At 64.7% G+C, this 17,398-nt stretch carries 11 protein-coding genes; 6 read left to right on the top strand and 5 right to left on the bottom strand.

Annotated features, from left to right (window positions below; translation table 11 throughout):
* Window positions 1-8 precede the first annotated feature (8 nt).
* The gene (locus GC088_RS06580; RefSeq protein ID WP_323961532.1) at window positions 9-3,440 is read left to right on the top strand and encodes a S41 family peptidase; all 3,432 of its coding nucleotides are present in this window, start codon (window positions 9-11) and stop codon (window positions 3,438-3,440) included.
* A gap of 92 nt (window positions 3,441-3,532) precedes the next feature.
* Here GC088_RS06580 and GC088_RS06585 read toward each other — a convergent pair whose 3' ends face one another.
* The 4 genes from GC088_RS06585 to GC088_RS06600 form a co-directional block, all read right to left on the bottom strand.
* Entirely contained in the window at window positions 3,533-3,964 is a 432-nt protein-coding gene (locus GC088_RS06585) for an OsmC family protein (RefSeq protein WP_323961533.1), read from the bottom strand.
* Between the two features lie 141 nt (window positions 3,965-4,105).
* Window positions 4,106-5,866: a 2-oxoglutarate dehydrogenase, E2 component, dihydrolipoamide succinyltransferase gene (sucB, locus tag GC088_RS06590; RefSeq protein ID WP_323961534.1), complete on the bottom strand. Its 1,761-nt coding sequence runs from the start codon at window positions 5,864-5,866 to the stop codon at window positions 4,106-4,108.
* Between the two features lie 138 nt (window positions 5,867-6,004).
* Window positions 6,005-7,387, bottom strand: coding sequence for a dihydrolipoyl dehydrogenase (lpdA, locus tag GC088_RS06595; protein ID WP_323961535.1), 1,383 nt, complete (start codon window positions 7,385-7,387; stop codon window positions 6,005-6,007).
* Between the two features lie 171 nt (window positions 7,388-7,558).
* A complete protein-coding gene (locus tag GC088_RS06600; protein ID WP_323961537.1) occupies window positions 7,559-9,109 on the bottom strand; it encodes a leucyl aminopeptidase in 1,551 nt (516 codons plus the stop codon).
* A 243-nt stretch (window positions 9,110-9,352) separates the two neighbouring features.
* On the opposite strand from GC088_RS06600, the gene GC088_RS06605 reads away from it, so the two are divergent.
* The 4 genes from GC088_RS06605 to GC088_RS06620 all read left to right on the top strand — a co-directional run bounded on the left by GC088_RS06605 (window position 9,353) and on the right by GC088_RS06620 (window position 14,675).
* Complete coding sequence (locus GC088_RS06605; RefSeq protein WP_323961538.1) at window positions 9,353-10,402, top strand: proteasome assembly chaperone family protein; 1,050 nt, start codon at window positions 9,353-9,355, stop codon at window positions 10,400-10,402.
* A complete protein-coding gene (locus tag GC088_RS06610) occupies window positions 10,362-11,735 on the top strand; it encodes an MFS transporter (RefSeq protein ID WP_323961540.1) in 1,374 nt (457 codons plus the stop codon). The genes GC088_RS06605 and GC088_RS06610 overlap by 41 nt, the downstream gene beginning before the upstream one ends.
* Before the next feature lie 116 nt (window positions 11,736-11,851).
* Window positions 11,852-13,093: a DUF4192 domain-containing protein gene (locus GC088_RS06615; RefSeq protein WP_323961541.1), complete on the top strand. Its 1,242-nt coding sequence runs from the start codon at window positions 11,852-11,854 to the stop codon at window positions 13,091-13,093.
* 334 nt (window positions 13,094-13,427) lie between these two features.
* A complete protein-coding gene (locus GC088_RS06620; RefSeq protein WP_323961543.1) occupies window positions 13,428-14,675 on the top strand; it encodes an RNA polymerase sigma factor in 1,248 nt (415 codons plus the stop codon).
* Between the two features lie 170 nt (window positions 14,676-14,845).
* On the opposite strand, the gene GC088_RS06625 is transcribed toward GC088_RS06620, so the two are convergent.
* Window positions 14,846-15,070: a DUF7455 domain-containing protein gene (locus tag GC088_RS06625; RefSeq protein WP_323961544.1), complete on the bottom strand. Its 225-nt coding sequence runs from the start codon at window positions 15,068-15,070 to the stop codon at window positions 14,846-14,848.
* Window positions 15,071-15,301: 231 nt separating this feature from the next.
* Between GC088_RS06625 and GC088_RS06630 the strand changes: the two genes are divergently transcribed.
* Window positions 15,302-17,398, top strand: coding sequence for a DNA gyrase/topoisomerase IV subunit B (locus GC088_RS06630; RefSeq protein WP_323961545.1), 2,097 nt, complete (start codon window positions 15,302-15,304; stop codon window positions 17,396-17,398).

Genomic DNA, 17,398 nt, shown 5'->3' on the forward strand with positions numbered 1-17,398 from the left:
ATCGGACAATGGCCTCCTCTCATTACCTGCGCTATCCGCATCTGTCCGGAGATCTCATCACTTTCGCGGCTGAGAATGACGTCTGGGTCGCCCCAGTGTCCGGAGGGAGGGCATGGCGGATCTCGGCACTGCAGCTACCGGTCCGCAATCCGCGCTTTTCGCCGGACGGCTCGATCATCGCCTGGACGGTCGTGCAGGGAGCAGCGCCGGAGGTCGTCGTTGCGGACGCCGACGGCGGCAATTTCAGGCGCCTCACCTACTGGGGTCACCAGAGCACGCGGGTGAAAGGGTTCACAGCCGACGGCCGGATCATCGCCACCAGCGCATTCCGCCACGAAGATCCCCGGCACACCTGGGCCTACACCCTCCCGGTTGACGGCTCTTCCTACGGGACCATTCCCTATGGCCCGGTTGACGCGATCGTCCATGGCGAAGCGCTGGGAGATGAACGCCCTGCGGTCATCGGCAGCGTCATGACCCGCGAGCAGGCATGGTGGAAGCGTTACCGCGGCGGTACGGCGGGCAAGCTCTGGATCGACGGCGATGGATCGGGTGACTTTCGACGCTTCCTCTCTGACCTTGACGGCAACCTCACGGACCCGATGTGGGTCGGTGGGCGCCTGGCGTTCCTGTCCGACCATGAGGGCTACGGCAACCTCTACTCAGTTACGCCCGGCGGAGATGACCTGCGCCGCCACACCGACCACGAGGACTTCTACGCCCGTCACGCAACCACCGACGGCACCAGGGTGATCTATGAGTCGGCAGGTGCCCTATGGCTCCTGGACGGGCTGGACGCCGAGCCGGCGCCGCTAAATATTTCCCTCGGTTCCGCATCCACGCTGCGGCGCCCGCAACCGCTCAACGTCGCCCGGCATCTTTCGGCCGCCGTGCCGGTCCCCGACGGTCGCGCCAGCATAGTTGAGTCACACGGGACGCTTCACCTCCTTACCCACCGCGACGGACCGTCGCGCGTGGTCGATGCCACTGCCGGCGTGCGCTCCCGGCTCGGCCGCCCGCTCGGCCCCGACAGCGTTGCCTACGTGGCGGACCACGACGGTGAGGAAGCGCTGTTCATCCGCAACATGTTCGACGTCGACCTACCGGTCTCGCCTGCTCCCGCCGATCCGGATGTAAAGCCCGCAGATCACGATCTGCCCGCACCTGTTCCGGCGTCGCAGCCCGACGAAGCCGTGGGCCGAACGGAAGACAGCAGCGCAGGTAGCCCGGGCGACGGTGAGTCGCCCCAGACCGTCGTCGTCGATGCTCAGGACAGCGCCGGCTCACCGGCAGGACAACGGATCGCGTTCCCCCAACCTTTCAGGGCGAGCAATCTGGCGGTCAGCCCGGATGGGCAGGCCGTGGCGGTTGCCGGGGAAATGGGCGAAATCCTGATCCACGAGGTCGGTTCCAACGACTTCTTCGCGCTCTCGTCGACGCCGCATGGCGCAATCGACGACCTCGCGTTCTCACCCGACTCAAAATGGCTGGTGTGGGCCGAGCCGGTCACGGGCGAAGGTGCGCGCACCCGGATCCGGTTGGCGCGCATCACCCGGGATTCCGAGGTCCTTGATGTCACCGACGGCCGCTTCCGCGACCACGCGCCGTCGTTCACACCCGACGGCAGGTTTCTTGCCTTCCTGTCGGACCGCAGTTTCGATCCGGTCTACGACACACACAGGTTCGACCTGAGCTTCCCTGCCTCAACAAAGCCGTTCCTGGTCGCGCTTGCGGCGGACACCGCCTCGCCCTTCGGCCCGGCCGTACATGACCGGCCTGCCGCCGTGGCAGGCAACGGCGCGGAGAAGTCCGATGGGGAAGCTCCGGCGGTGGAGGTAGCGCCGGAACGCCTGGCCGAACGCATCATCCCGGTTCCGGTACCGCAGGGCACCTACGAGGGCCTTCGGGCAGTCGAGAACGCGCTTCTCTGGGTTGCGGGAGACCTGATGGGCACCACGGGCGACGGCCGCGCCACGACAGACGAAAAAGAACCCGCCAAGCGGCTGGAACGGTTCGACATGGTCAAGCGGGAAACTGCAACCCTCGTGCAGGAAGTCGATTCATTCGAGGTGAGCAGCGACGGTAAGCGTGCCGTCATCATAAAGGGCGGCACTGTGACGGCGGTGCCGACCTCGGGACCGGCAGACGCCGACTCTCCCGACCGGATCACGGTGGACCTGAACCGGATCCGTGTGCTGCTCGACCCGCCGAGCGTATGGCGTCAGGCCTTCGAGGATGCCTGGCGGCTCCAGCGTGACTTCTTCTGGGCGGAAGACATGGGCGGGTTGGACTGGAATGCGGTCCGCGACCGGTACCGGCCGTTGCTCGATCGCCTTGGCTCACACGACGACCTCGTGGACGTGCTGTGGGAACTGCACGGTGAGCTCGGGACCTCCCACGCCTACGTCACACCGGCCCTGGTCAGCGAGCCCGGCGCCGGTTCCCACGGCTTCCTGGGCGCGGAACTGAGCCGGTCCGCCTACGGCTGGCGTGTTGACCGCATCTTCGCCGGTGAGTCGTCAGACCCACAGGCCACTTCGCCGCTCGCCGCTCCCGGCGTCGCTGTAGAGCCTGGGGACATCATCCAGGCGATTGACGGTGTCCCTGTGCCTGCGGAGCTCGGTCCTTCCGTGCTGCTCACCGCAGCTGGTGGCCGCCCCGTTGAACTTACGGTTGCAAGGGTTGACGACGACGGCGGCCAGCCCGCCGTGCGCCGCGTGGCGGTGGTGCCGCTGCGCAGCGAAGAGCGGCTGCGCTACCAGAACTGGGTGAATGCCAATCGTGCGATCGTGCATGAAGCGTCGGATAAGCGCTTCGGCTACCTGCACATTCCGGACATGGTTGCGCGTGGATGGGCGCAGCTGCACAGGGACCTGGACCGGGAGACCGCGCGCGACGGCCTGATCATCGACGTTCGACGGAACCGCGGCGGTCACACGTCCCAGCTTGTAGCTGAGTTGATTGGGCGGAAGGTCACCGCTTGGTCCCTGCCGCGCGGTGAGCAGCCCGGCACCTACCCGGCCCACGCCCCGCGCGGCCCCGTAGTGGTGCTGACGGACGAATTCGCCGGTTCAGACGGGGACATCATCACGCAGGTAGCCAAACTAAGGGGGATCGGTCCGGTGATCGGCACCCGCACCTGGGGCGGCGTCGTCGGTATTGACGGCCGCTTCAACCTTGCCGACGGAACCGGCGTCACCCAACCGCGGTATGCCTTCTGGATGACCGGCGGCGTGGAGTGGGGTGTCGAGAACTACGGCGTGGATCCCGACATCGAGGTGCCGTTCCCGCCACATGCATACGCGAACCAGGAGGACCCGCAGCTGGAGCATGCCGTGGGCATCCTTCGCGAGATGATCGCCGAGTTGCCCACGGATGTTCCGCCGGTGCGGGAGAACCATCCACGGTTGGCTCCGCCTCCGCTGCCTCCGCGTCGCTAGCCACACCGCTAGTCACACCGCAGAGCCTCACAAAGAAAGAGCGCCCTTCCACCTGATGGTGGACGGGCGCTCTTCCTTTGTTGATCCGTGAATCAGGACTCCAGGGTGGCATCCAATGAAATGTTCTTGACGCCTGCGAGAGCCTGGGAGACCGGGCAACCCGTCTTTGCGTCGTTGGCGAGGCGCTGGAAGTCCTCCTCGCTCAGACCGGGCACGGATGCCCTCAGTGTGAGACGAATGGCCGTGATGCCCTCACCGGGCTGGAAGTCCACCTCAGCCTTGGTTTCGATACGGTCGGGAGTCTTTCCCTCGCCGCCGAGTGCATGGCTGAACGCCATGGAGAAGCACGCCGAATGCGCGGCAGCGATCAATTCCTCCGGGCTGGTCTTGCCCTCTGCCTGCTCCGCTCGTGCCTTCCAAGTCACGTCGTAGGTGCCGAGGCCGGAGGTGTCCAGCGACACCTGTCCCGAGCCGGACGGAAGGTCACCTGTCCACACGGTGTGTGCTGAGCGTACGGTAGCCATGAGTTCTCCTCTTCAGTGGTTGAATCATGCATCCGGACGGAAGTGTCCGGTTTCCCCGTCATTGACGGGAAGATTGTGTAACCGGCAGCAAGGCAAAGGCAGCGCCCAGGAATCCCGGACGCTGCCTTGTGCACAGTGCATCTACAGACCGAGGTCGGCCTCGAAGGCGCCATCTTCCAGACGCGACTTCAGCGACTGCAGGAACCTGCCTGCATCTGCGCCGTCCACCAGCCTGTGGTCGTAGGTGAGGCAGAGGTACATCATCGAACGGATGGCGATGGTGTCTTCCCCATCCGCATCGGTCACGACGACGGGGCGCTTGACGATCGCACCGGTGCCCAGGATGCCAACCTGGGGCTGGTTGATGATCGGCGTGTCGAAGAGCGCTCCGACCGATCCGATGTTGGTGATGGTGAAGGTGCCGCCGGACAGCTCATCAGGTCCGATCTGACCGTTGCGGGTGCGCGCACCGACGTCGGAGATCTTCTTTGCGAGGCCGGCCAGGTTGAGGTTGCCGGCATCGTTGATCACCGGAACCAGAAGACCCTTCTCGGTATCCACCGCGATCGCGAGGTGCTCGGCGTCGTGGTAGGTCACTTCCTTCGCTTCCTCATCGAAGGAGGCGTTCAGCTTCGGGTGCTGCTTGAGAGCCTCGGTGACCGCCTTGGCGATGAACGGCAGGAAGGTGAGCTTTGCGCCGTTCTGTGCCTGGAAGGTGTCCTTCGCCTTGGAACGGAGACGGGCGACGCGGGTCATATCCACCTCGATGACCTGAGTCAGCTGGGCAGATACCTCGAGGGACTCGCGCATGCGCCGGGCGATGGTCTGGCGGATCCGCGGTGCCTTCTCAACCGTCCCGCGCAGCTTCGAGGCTGCGGCGGGCGCCGCAGCGGGTGCGGAGGACGCTGCAGGAGCAGTCGGTGCCTGCTGTGCTGCCTTGGCTGCTTCAGCGGCTTCGAGGACGTCCTGCTTGCGGATGCGTCCACCGACTCCGGTGCCCTTGACGGAGGAGAGGTCCACTCCCTGCTGGTTCGCGAGCTTGCGCACCAGCGGAGTGACATAGGTGGAGTCGGAGCCGGTTGACTCTTCGCGGGGCTTCTCCGCTGCAGGGGCAGGTGCCGGTGCAGCCGGCTGCGGTGCTGCGGCCGGTGCGGGTGCAGCCGGTTCCGGCTGGGCTTCAGCCTTCGGCGCAGGCTCGGCTACCGGTTCCTCACGCTCAGTGGAAGGTGCCGCGGCAACAGGCTCGGCCTTGGCGGGCTCTGCCTGGGCGGGAGCGGCGCTTCCGGAACCGATAACGGCGAGGACGGAGCCCACTTCCGCGGTCTCGTCCTCATTGACCCTGATCTCCTGTAGGGTACCGGCAACCGGCGAGGGGATTTCGGTATCCACCTTGTCAGTGGACACCTCAAGGAGCGGCTCATCAACGGCGACCTCATCGCCTACTGCCTTGAGCCAGCGCGTCACGGTTCCTTCTGTGACGCTTTCGCCGAGGGCGGGAAGGGTCACCTCCGTGCCCTGACCGCTGCCCTCACCACTGCCTGCGGGGGCGGAGGGAGCTTCCTCTGCAGGTTCCGGAGCGGGGGCAGGCGCCTCTACGGGCTCTTCGGCCGGAGCCTCAGGAGCAGCAGCGGAAGCGGAGTTGTCCGAACTGCCGGAGCCTCCGGACCCGTCACCGATCCTCACCAGGGGAGCGCCAACCTCGGCGGTCTCATCCTCGGCAACGAGGATTTCCTCGATCACCCCGGCTACGGGGGAGGGAATCTCGGTGTCGACCTTGTCTGTTGATACTTCGAGCAGGGGCTCGTCGACTTCAACGCGGTCGCCGACCTGCTTGAGCCATCGGGTGACGGTACCCTCGGTGACGCTCTCGCCCAGGGCCGGCAAGTTCACGGATTCAGACATGGTGTCCGTTTCTCCTTGTTTGTTCTACCCCGACCGCCGGTCCCGGTAACAGCCGGTCGGTGTGAGGTTGCCAGTGATGCTTTGGTTGGAGGGTGGGGCAGCCGGAAAGGCTGCCCCGTGTTGCAGCGGAAGCTGCGGTCAGCCGTGAAGCGGCTTGCCGGCGAGAGCGAGGTGAGCCTCTCCGAGTGCCTCGTTCTGGGTGGGATGTGCGTGGACCAGCTGGGCCACATCCTCCGGGTACGCTTCCCAGTTCACGATGAGCTGGGCTTCACCGATCTGCTCGCCCATGCGGGTTCCGATCATGTGTACGCCGACGACCGGTCCGTCTTTCTCCCGCACGAGCTTGACGATTCCGCCGGTTCCGAGAATGGAGCTCTTTCCGTTTCCGGCGAGGTTGTACTCCTGGGTTTCCACCCGGTCATCGCCGAGCTTCTCCTTGGCCGCCTTCTCGGTCAGGCCGACCGAAGCGATTTCCGGCTCGCAATAGGTGACCTTGGGGATGTTCACGTCTTCGACGATGACCGGCTTCAGGCCGGCGATCTCCTCGGCGACGAAAATGCCCTGCTGGTAGCCGCGGTGTGCAAGCTGGAGGCCGGGAACGATGTCGCCGACAGCGTAGATGTTTCCGACGCCGGTGTGCAGGCGCTCATCGGTGATGACAAATCCGCGGTCGAGGGTGATGCCGGCCTCTTCGTAGCCGAGTCCGTCTGTCACCGGTCCACGACCGACGGCAACCAGGAGGAGGTCCGCCTCGAAGGTCTTGCCGTCTGCCAGCGTCACCTTGACACCGGCATCGCTCTGCTCGACCTTCTCGAAGAAGGTGCCGGTGTTGAACTTGATGCCGCGCTTCTTGAAGGCGCGCTCAAGGTTCTTGACGATGGAGGCGTCCTCATTGGGGACCAGCGACGGCAGACCCTCGATAATGGTGACGTCCACGCCGAAAGACTTCCAGACGGAGGCGAACTCACAGCCGATGACGCCGCCGCCGAGGACGATTGCGCTGCTGGGAATGGACTCCATGGTGAGCGCCTGGTCGGAGGTGATGACCTTGCCGCCGATTTCGAGGCCGGGCAGCGAACGGGAATACGAACCGGTGGCAAGGATGATGTTCTTGCCGGTGTAGGTGGTGCCGTTGACCTCGATGGTGTTCTGCCCGGTCAGCTTGCCGGCGCCCTCGATGACGGTGATTCCCTTGGCCTTGATCAGGCCCTGCAGCCCCTTGTACTTGCCGGCAATGATGCCGTCCTTGTACGCGTTCACCGCGGCCATGTCGATCGACTCGAAGGTTGCCTTGATTCCGTACTTCCCGGCATCGCGCGCGCTGTCTGCAACCTCGGCGGAGTGCAGCAGTGCCTTCGTGGGGATACACCCGTTGTGGAGGCAGGTTCCTCCGAGCTTGCTCTTTTCAATGAGCCCAACGGTGAAGCCGAGCTGGACGGCCCGAAGGGCGGCGGCGTAACCCCCGCTGCCTCCGCCCAGTACCAGGATGTCGAATTCTTGCGCAGTTGCCGTATCGGCCACGTGGACGCTCCCTCGCGTGATCGGTGACGCGCCTGGATCGCGCGCGTCGGTTGATGTCTGGCGGAATGCTGTGTGATCAGGGTTCACCCTATCGCCAGATCACACCATCAGCCACTTGATGAAGGGCAGAGCACGCCCCTATGTGTCGAGTCTCACCCTGCCGGGCGGGGCTCAGTTCGAGTGCCGGTCCACCCGCTCGGCGACGTCCTCGACGTAGGCGAGCAGGGTGCGGACTCCGACGCCGGTGGCACCCTTCGGGGTGTAACCGTACGCACCGCCCTCGTTGAAGGCCGGACCGGCGATGTCCAGGTGGGCCCAGGGGATCTTGGCGCCGTCGGCATCTCCCACGAATTCCCGCAGGAAGACGGCAGCGGTCATCATGCCTCCGAACTTCTCGCCCACGTTCGCGATGTCGGCGACGGTGGAGTCGAGGCTAGGACGCAGCTCTTCGGGCAGGGGCATGGGCCAGAACTGCTCACCCACGCGGTCGGCTGCGGCCTTCACCGCGTCCCGAACGCCGTCGTCGCCCATCACGCCCGACATGCGCTTGCCGAGGGCGACCATCTGTGCGCCGGTGAGAGTGGCGATGTCGATGATCGCATCCGGGCCCTCCGCACTGGCCGCGGCCAGGGCGTCGGCCATGACAAGCCGCCCCTCGGCATCGGTATTCAGGACTTCTACGGTGCGGCCGCCGAAGGTGGTGAGGACGTCGGAGGGGCGCTGGGCGGTGCCCGAGGGCATGTTCTCGGCGAGGCAGAGCCAGCCGCTGACGCTGACGGGAAGCCCCAGCTTTGCGACGGCCGCCACGGCGGCGAGGACGACGGCGGCACCCGCCATGTCAAGCTTCATGGTCTGCATGCCTGCACCGGGCTTGAGCGACAGGCCGCCCGAATCGAAGGTGATTCCCTTGCCGACGAAGGCGAGGTTGATCTTTGCCTTGGCCGGCGAATACTCCAGCTTCACCAGGCGCGGAGGCCGGGACGATCCCTTGCCGACGCCGAGGATGCCCCCGTAGCCGTCCTTTTCCAGCTTCTTCTCATCGAGCACAGTCACCTTCACCGGAAGGCCTTTCACATGTTCCCGAGCGAACTGTGCGAAGGATTCGGGGTACAGGTGGCTGGGCGGCTGATTGACGAGCGTCCGGGTGGCGTTGACGCCGTGAGCAATTGTCCTGGCCCGCTCGAGGGCCGGCTTGAGGCGGCGGTCCTGGGCGGCCGGCGTCAGGATGGTGGCCCGACGCAGGGAACGGGTGGAGGGACGAGGTGCCTTGCCGCCCACCGTTGAGTAATGCTCGGTGTAGGTGTAGCTGCCCAGCAGGATGCCCTCGGCCACCGCTGCGGCCTGATCGACGGTGGGCGCGGGAAGTGCGAAGGCAACGCTTTCCACATTGGACAGCTGGCGGGCGACGGCTCCGGCCGTACGCCTCAGCGTCTCCTCCGTCAGGGGTTGTCCCGAGCCTGAACGGCCTGTTCCAGCGAGCACGAGCACGTCCGCACCTGTTTCCGGCAGGCCGGGGAAACGCCGGACCTCATCCGCGGCACCCGTGACTGCCAGGGATGAAAGGGTGTCGGCGAGCGCGCGCGCTGATTTGCCCGTCAGCGGGTTGTCCAGTAGCACCGGACCGTCAGGGCTCTGGCCGGTGCCGATCACTAGGACCTCGCACCCTGACTTCCGAATGTCTTTCGAGACCGCGGTCAGGTCAATTTCGCTGGTGTTGCTCACGAAGGCTTATCCTCGCTTCCGAGTGTCTGGAGGTGACTGTCTGGAGCGCAGGTTGTGCGGCCCCATCCGTTCCTACCGATCGTAGCGGCACCCTGTGACATGCGTCCTACGGCAGCCGAACGGGGAATGTCCGCCGGGAGCCCCGACGTTGCGTATCTCTGGAAGTCCACAGGCATCATCTAGGGTGAGATGCACACTGTCCGGTCGGCCGTCTGCGCCGGGATTCCAGCTGAGGAGGAAGCAATGTTGGAGCCGCGAACCCTGTACAACCTCAACAACTCGATCATTGACGATCCTGCCCTGCAGGGTCTGCCGCTCGTTGCCGGCTTCACGGGCTTTGTTGACGCCGGCCAGGTCGTGTCCCAGGTCCGCGAGGAGCTTCTGGATTCCCTGGAGAACGAGGTACTCGCGGTTTTCGACACGGACCAGTTGATCGACTACCGCAGCCGCCGCCCCCGGATCACCTTTGACCAGGATCACCTGACCGACTATCAGCCCCCTGCCCTCGAACTGCGGGTACTCCAGGACCGGCTGGGGGAGCGGTTCCTCCTGCTGAGTGGTATGGAACCGGACCTGCAGTGGGAGCGGTTCGCCGCCGCCGTCCGGCAGCTTGTCACCCGGCTGGATACTCCGCTGGTCTCGTGGATCCACTCGATTCCCATGCCGGTTCCGCACACCCGGCCGATCGGGGTGACCGTTCACGGAAACCGAAGTGACCTCATCGAGGGGATGGGATCTTCCTGGAAGCCCACTGCCGAACTGCAGGCCTCAATGGGGCACCTGCTGGAACTGCGCCTCACCCAGGAGGGGCACGACGTCGTCGGTTACGTCGTGCACGTGCCTCACTACCTTGCGGAGGCTGAGTACCCGCCCGCCGCCGTCGCTGCGCTCGAATACCTCGGCGCCTCCATCGGCAGGGTTCTTCCCACCGACAGGCTCCGGGAAGCGGGGAGGGACGTCGAGCGCCAGATCGCGCGCCAGGTGGACAATTCGGCCGAGGTCCGGGGCGTGGTCTCGTCCCTCGAGAAGCGCTACGACGAGCACGCCGACGGGTCCCGCAGGTCCCTGCTGGTGAAGCAGAACATGGAACTGGCCGGTGCGGACGAAATCGGTGCTGCAGTCGAGGCCTACCTCGCTGGGCCCCGGGCCGCCGAAGAATTGGAACAGGCGCTGAACGCCCCGACCGATCCCGAGCGCCTGTATGAGAACATCGACGACGCATTCCACGAGGACGCCGGTGACAGTTCCGCTGATGACAGCGCCACAGACGGGAACCGGAAACCTGGGGACTGAGGCGACGCGCACGGGTGACCGGCGTCCCTGGATCATCTGGGGTGCCGGTGTCCTGGCGTACCTGATCGCGGTCACCCAACGGACATCGTTCGGTGTAGCCGGCATCGCAGCCACTGAGCGTTTCGACGCCGCTGCTTCCGCCCTTGCCGTGTTCACCGTCGCGCAGCTGATTGTGTATGCCGGCCTGCAGATCCCCGTAGGAGTGCTCGTGGACCGGTTCGGTCCACGGGTTCTCATTGTTTCGGGTGCCGCACTGATGGCGCTGGGCCAGACCCAGCTGGCATTCGCGGACTCCCTTTCGGGCGGTATCGCCGGTCGTCTTCTGGTGGGCGGCGGTGATGCGATGACTTTCGTGGCGGTGCTGCGGTTGCTCCCCGCCTGGTTCGAAGCCAGGAGGATCCCCATTCTGACCCAGCTGACCGGCATTCTCGGGCAGCTCGGGCAGATTCTGAGCGTGGTCCCGTTCCTCGCCGTTCTGCAGCACGCCGGATGGACCCCGGCTTTCCTGTCGGCAGCAGGGCTCGGTGTGCTCGCCGCGGTGCTGGGCATCACCCTGATCCGTGATCATCGGGAGGGTGAAGGACAACGTCAGCGCGTGTCCCTACGGCAGACCGGCGTGTCCCTGAACCAGGCCTGGAAACAACCCGGCACGCGGCTCGGCCTCTGGTGCCATTTCACTACCCAGTTCTCCGGCACGGTCTTTGTCCTGATCTGGGGCTATCCCTACCTGGTCAGCGCCGAGCAACAGCCGGCCGCCGTTGCCTCGGCGCTCATGACCCTTTTCGTGGTTGTCGGGATTGTGTGTGGACCCCTCCTCGGAATCTATGTCGCCCGGCACCCTCTGCGCCGCTCCACCATGGTTCTGGCCATCACTGCAGCTACCGCCCTGGGCTGGCTCGTGGTTCTCACATACCCCGGCCCGGCTCCGCTGTGGCTGCTCGCGCTGCTGGTGGTCACGGTCGCGATCGGTGGCCCGGGTTCAATGATCGGCTTCGACTTCGCCAGAACCTTCAATCCCGCATCGCGCCTGGGAACCGCCACCGGAATCGTGAACATCGGTGGTTTCACCGCTGCGCTGCTGACCATGTTCGCAGTGGGCCTGATCCTGGACGTGCTCCTTGCGAGCGGATTCTCGAACGGGAACCTTTACGACCTCGCATCCTTCCGGATTGCCTTCGCAGTGCAGTTCCTCTTCCTCGCCGTCGGAACAGTCGCAATTCTTGTGCTGCGGCGTCGCGTAAGGGCTCAGCTGGCCCGGCAGTCGGTGGTTGTGCCACCCCTCAGGCAGGCGATTGCCCGTGAGATCCGACGACGGCGGGAAGCACGGAAGTAGGGAGGGTTTCCCTTCCGTAGGGACCGGTCCTCCACACCATGCAGGTTGCCCGTCACCTTTCCACATACGGGACGTCCCGCGTTGCAACCCTTTGCGGAAGCACCACAGTTCTATGCATGACTTCCAACGCACCCATCTCCGTGTCCAACCCCGCGGACATCCTGAGTTACATCCCCCACGTCCTCGGCTTCCAGCCGCAGGAGAGCCTTGTGTTCCTCAGCATGTCCGGCAAGCGCATCGGAGCCACCCTCCGGCTCGACCTTCCGATGGCCGAGGCAGATCCGCTGGACTATGCGCAGAGCGTCCGGAGCTACCTTGAGGCGGACACGTCCGCCGACGGCGTGCTGATGGTCCTATACACAGACCGCGCATGGCGTGAGCCGTGCAGCCCGCCATATGCGGATCTGGTGCACTGTCTCGACCTCGTGCTTGAGACTGGAGGCCTAGGCCTCCTGGACGGGTGGCTGGTCAGCTCGAGCCACTGGAGGGACTATTTCTGCCTTGATGCTGCATGTTGTCCCTGGCCCGGGCACCCACTCGCGAGCATCACCGAGAGCGTGCTCAACGCAGAACTGGTGTATCAGGGAAGCGCCTACGAGCAGACGCTTGAGGCGGCCGTGGGGACGCTTGCGAGCGTCCCCAGCGAAAACATCCAGCGCCTGACCTCTGTCTACAGCGAACAGTGGAAGGGCAAGTGGGACCGCACCAGTCTGGGGCGCGACTCGCTGATCCTCTGGAACGCCCTGATTACCAACCCCGATGACACGCAGTTCGGGCGCGGTCCGGAACCGATTGCTTTCCTGCTGGCCGGGTTGCAGTGCGCCGCCATCCGGGACAGCGTGATCGTCCTGTCGGCAACCGGGCTGGCTGAAGCGCTGGACGCAACCGAGCATAGCGGCGTGCTGCCTGTCGCTCCCGAAGAGCAGATTGTGCCGCCCGAATGCGCGCTGCTGCTCTCGAGACAGGCAGCCGCTGACCAGGACGAAGCGGACGGCGGTTCGTCAGTTCCGACCTGTCCGTCCCGACCCGAGCCGGCAGCATTGTTCAGGGAGGTATTTCTGGCAACGCTCGCTGCTCCGAACTGGACCCGCATGGATTGTGCCCACACACTGTTTCTTCGGCTGGCAGGGATAACGTGCGGCGAGCCGCGATCCGCGCTGCTCAGTATTCTCGGCTGGATTGAATGGGCACGGGGTCGAGGGTCCCGCGCACACCGTTACCTTCAGGAAGCCCTGGCGGAGACGCCCGGATACACACTGGGGGAGTTGCTTCTGGCTCTCGTTGGCACTGGTTCACTCTCTCCGTGGGCGCGCAGCAGGGAAACGGCGTGGACGTCCGATTCGCGCAGTGCCGCCTGAGGGTCCGAGTTGCCTGTCCGCGCCGAACACACCCGGTTTCCGAGGGTCAGGTTCAACTGCTCATCTCTGCCGGCCGGGATTACGCCCGCCCGCCAAAGCGTGCGACAATGGAACCGAGACCCGGTTGGGTTCGTGTTTCAGATCAAAGCGCCAGGATGTCTGCGCGTGTGAAGCCATTCGGCTTGCATGAGCATGAGGGAATAGCGCACTTGGCGGAGCTGTTGTACATGCTGACAGTTTCCGCCATCGGGTCTGAATTCAACACGGACTTGACAGGGTCATAGTGGTGTTACCCCCTTGGTGGCGCCACACACCGCCGTATGAAAGGTTCTCTGTGTCGGCCAAGAAGACAACAGCACCGGTGTTGACCGAATCCGGTGCAACCGCAACCAAGCGCAAAGCCTCCGCCGCAAAACCGGCGTCGAAGGCGGGTACCGCACGTGGTTCCAAGCGCACGGCCAAAGAGGGCAGTGCGGACACGAAGGCTGTCGAGGTTGTTCCCGACGAGGAACTGCAGGAGGAGCCGGAGCTCGAGCCGACGGCTGCCGACGTCGACACCGTCGAGGCGGAGACCGCTGAACCTGAGGTCACCGAACCGACCACCGGCACGGGTTTCGTCTACTCGGACGCTGATGACGACGACGCCCCCGCCCAGCAGGTTGTCTCGGCCGGTGCTACTGCCGACCCCGTCAAGGACTACCTGAAGCAAATCGGTAAGGTGGCGCTGCTCAACGCCGAACAGGAAGTCGATCTGGCCCTTCGTATCGAGGCCGGCCTGTTCGCCGAGGAGAAGCTGGCGGCCAACGAGAATATCGATCCGAAGCTGCGGCGCGAACTTGAATGGGTCATCCACGACGGGAAGCGCGCGAAAAACCACCTGCTGGAGGCCAACCTCCGCCTGGTGGTCTCGCTCGCCAAGCGCTACACCGGCCGAGGCATGCTGTTCCTGGACCTGATTCAGGAAGGCAACCTCGGTCTCATCCGTGCTGTCGAGAAGTTCGACTACACCAAGGGCTTCAAGTTCTCCACTTATGCAACCTGGTGGATCCGACAGGCCATCACCCGCGCAATGGCAGACCAGGCACGCACCATTCGTATTCCGGTGCACATGGTTGAAGTCATCAACAAGCTCGCCCGTGTGCAGCGCCAGATGCTGCAGGACCTCGGCCGCGAACCCACTCCGGAAGAGCTTGCGCTGGAGCTCGACATGACTCCCGAAAAGGTGGTCGAGGTCCAGAAGTACGGCCGGGAGCCTATCTCCCTGCACACGCCGCTTGGCGAGGACGGAGATTCCGAATTCGGTGACCTCATCGAGGACTCCGAGGCAGTGGTTCCGGCTGATGCCGTGAGCTTCACCCTGCTGCAGGAACAGCTGCACTCCGTCCTGGACACCCTGTCCGAGCGCGAAGCCGGTGTGGTCGCCATGCGCTTCGGTCTGACGGACGGCCAGCCGAAGACGCTGGATGAGATCGGCAAGGTTTACGGGGTAACCCGTGAGCGGATCCGTCAGATCGAGTCGAAGACCATGTCGAAACTGCGTCACCCATCCAGGTCGCAGGTTCTGCGCGACTACCTCGACTAGGATCGAGCCGGTCCAGGTTAGTCCGCCCTGGACCGGCTCGGCTCAGCGAATAACTTAACGAGTAAGGGACCCCCTCCGCGGAGGGGGTCCCTTACTCGTTACTGGCTAGCCTATTGCCACTGCCCATCGGTGGTCCGGCTTTACCCGGATACCTGATGGGAGGCAGGCGCCTACGGCTCTACCGTGCTCTTGGCCTTCTCGTTCAGGCGTGCGGTCTCATCCTGCCACTCTGAGGTCTGAGGACGAAGAGTGCTTTCCACCGCGCGGGCATGATGGCCGCAGAAGAGAAGCTCACCACCGGAGGAGGAGAGAACCGCGCGTACGTAGGCCTGGGCTCCGCAGCGGTCACACCGATGCAGTGCGGTCAGCTCGCGGCTTGCTGTAGCTGTTGTCATGGATGCCTCCTTAGTGGTTCCTGTAGTTCATATAACCACTATTCGGAGCCGTTTCTTCGCAGGCTTGGTCTGCTTTCGCTGAGCGCGTACCACCGGCATGAACCTCGTGAAGAGCTTGACGGGTGCGCGGCACGCCTGTCCTGGCTTGTCGGAGCAACGGAATATGCTTGGTCGGGTGCACCGTTCCCGGTCGCAGCTTCAACCGGTATTGCCAAGGAGTTTCCAAGAAACGTGGCCCCCAGCTCTGAATACACAGCCCGCCATCTCTCCGTGCTTGAGGGACTGGAGGCTGTGCGCAAGCGCCCCGGAATGTACATCGGATCCACCGACTCCCGGGGCCTTATGCACTGCCTCTGGGAAATCATCGACAACTCCGTCGACGAAGCGCTTGCCGGACACGGACAGAACATCACCGTCATCCTTCACGCTGACGGATCGGTTGAGGTGCACGACGACGGCCGGGGAATCCCCGTGGATGCCGAACCCAAGACCGGCCTGAGCGGCGTCGAGGTTGTCTTCACCAAGCTTCATGCAGGCGGAAAATTCGGTGGCGGGTCCTACACCGCTTCCGGCGGTCTCCACGGCGTAGGAGCAAGCGTGGTGAACGCGCTGTCCGCCCGCCTTGACGTGCAGGTGGACCGCGGCGGGAAGACCTACCAGATGTCCTTCCGCAGGGGTGAGCCCGGACGGTTCAGCGATGAACGCAAACCCTCGCCATCCGCAAAGTTCGCCCCCTTCGTCGACAGCTCACGCCTGGAAGTCGTGGGCAGCGCCAAACGTGGCGTCACAGGCACCCGGATCCGCTATTGGGCCGACCGCCAGATTTTCACCCCGGATGCGAAGTTCTCCTACGAGGAACTGCAGGCGCGAGCGCGGCAGACGTCCTTCCTGGTGCCGGGCCTTCGGATCACCCTTCGCGACGAGCGCGGGCTGCCCGGCACTGACGGGGTGGTGGAGGAAGTCTTCCACCATGACGGCGGAATTTCAGAGTTCGTGGAATTCCTCGCTATAGACCATGCGGTGACGGATGTATGGCGGCTGCACGGGTCCGGCAGGTTCAAGGAGTCCGTGCCGGTGCTCGATGAGAACGGACACAGCCGCATCGCCGAAGTTGAACGGGACTGCGAGGTTGATATCGCCCTCCGCTGGGGCATCGGCTACGACACCACGGTGAAGAGCTTCGTCAACATCATTGCCACCCCGAAGGGCGGAACCCACCAGGCAGGGTTTGAACAGGCGCTGCTGAAGACCTTCCGCAAGGTTGTCGAAGCTAACGCGCGAAAGCTGAAGGCGGGCAACGACAAGCTCGAGAAGGACGATGTCTTCGCCGGCCTCACCGCCGTCCTGACTGTCCGGTTGGCCGAACCGCAGTTCGAAGGCCAGACGAAGGAAATCCTGGGCACCTCCGCGGTGCGGGCCATCGTCGCGAAGGTCGTCGAGAACCAGATCACGGCGAAGCTGAACTCCTCCGCGAGGGCGGACAAGGCGCAGTCCTCACTCCTCCTGGAGAAGGTCGTAGCGGAGATGAAGTCCCGCGTTTCGGCGCGCGTCCACAAGGAAACCCAGCGGCGGAAGAACGCGCTGGAGACATCGTCCATGCCCACCAAGCTGGCTGATTGCCGGATTGACGACGCCGAGCGCTCGGAACTCTTCATCGTCGAGGGCGACAGCGCGCTGGGAACGGCGAAGCTTGCGCGATCATCCGATTACCAGGCGCTGCTTCCCATCCGGGGCAAGATCCTGAACGTCCAGAAGGCGTCCGTCGGCGACATGCTCTCCAACGCGGAGTGCGCCGCCCTCATCCAGGTGGTCGGCGCGGGATCAGGCCGCAGCTTCCAGCTGGACGCTGCGCGCTACGGCAAGGTCATCCTGATGACGGACGCCGACGTCGACGGCGCGCACATCCGCACGCTCCTGCTCACCCTGTTCTTCCGGTACATGCGCCCGCTCGTCGACGCCGGCCGCGTCTTCGCAGCCGTGCCGCCCCTGCACCGGGTGGAGATCGTCAGCGCCGGAAGCAAGGCGAACGAAACCGTCTATACCTACTCGGACCAGGAACTGCATCGGCTGCTTTCCAGGCTGGAGCAGGAGGGCCGACGCTACAAGGAGCCGATCCAGCGCTATAAGGGACTCGGCGAAATGGATGCGGGACAGCTCGCGGAAACCACCATGGATCCGCGCCACCGCACTCTCCGGCGCGTCCGTATTCAGGAGGCCGAAGCCGCCGAGCGGGTCTTCGACCTGCTCATGGGAAGCGACGTTGCGCCCCGCAAGGACTTCATCGTGGCCGGCGCAGCGTCGCTGGACCGGGAGCGCATCGACGCCTGA

It is taken from the genome of Arthrobacter sp. JZ12 (assembly GCF_035189165.1).
Classification (GTDB): Bacteria; Actinomycetota; Actinomycetes; order Actinomycetales; family Micrococcaceae; genus Arthrobacter_D.

Excerpts from the sequence above, each read along its gene's own strand:
- GC088_RS06580 (WP_323961532.1), top strand. The coding sequence starts at position 9 with ATGGCCTCCTCTCATTACCTGCGCTATCCGCATCTGTCCGGAGATCTC.
- GC088_RS06585 (WP_323961533.1), bottom strand. The coding sequence starts at position 3,964 with ATGGCTACCGTACGCTCAGCACACACCGTGTGGACAGGTGACCTTCCG.
- sucB (WP_323961534.1), bottom strand. The coding sequence starts at position 5,866 with ATGTCTGAATCCGTGAACTTGCCGGCCCTGGGCGAGAGCGTCACCGAG.
- GC088_RS06605 (WP_323961538.1), top strand. The coding sequence starts at position 9,353 with ATGTTGGAGCCGCGAACCCTGTACAACCTCAACAACTCGATCATTGAC.
- GC088_RS06610 (WP_323961540.1), top strand. The coding sequence starts at position 10,362 with ATGACAGCGCCACAGACGGGAACCGGAAACCTGGGGACTGAGGCGACG.
- GC088_RS06615 (WP_323961541.1), top strand. The coding sequence starts at position 11,852 with ATGACTTCCAACGCACCCATCTCCGTGTCCAACCCCGCGGACATCCTG.
- GC088_RS06625 (WP_323961544.1), bottom strand. The coding sequence starts at position 15,070 with ATGACAACAGCTACAGCAAGCCGCGAGCTGACCGCACTGCATCGGTGT.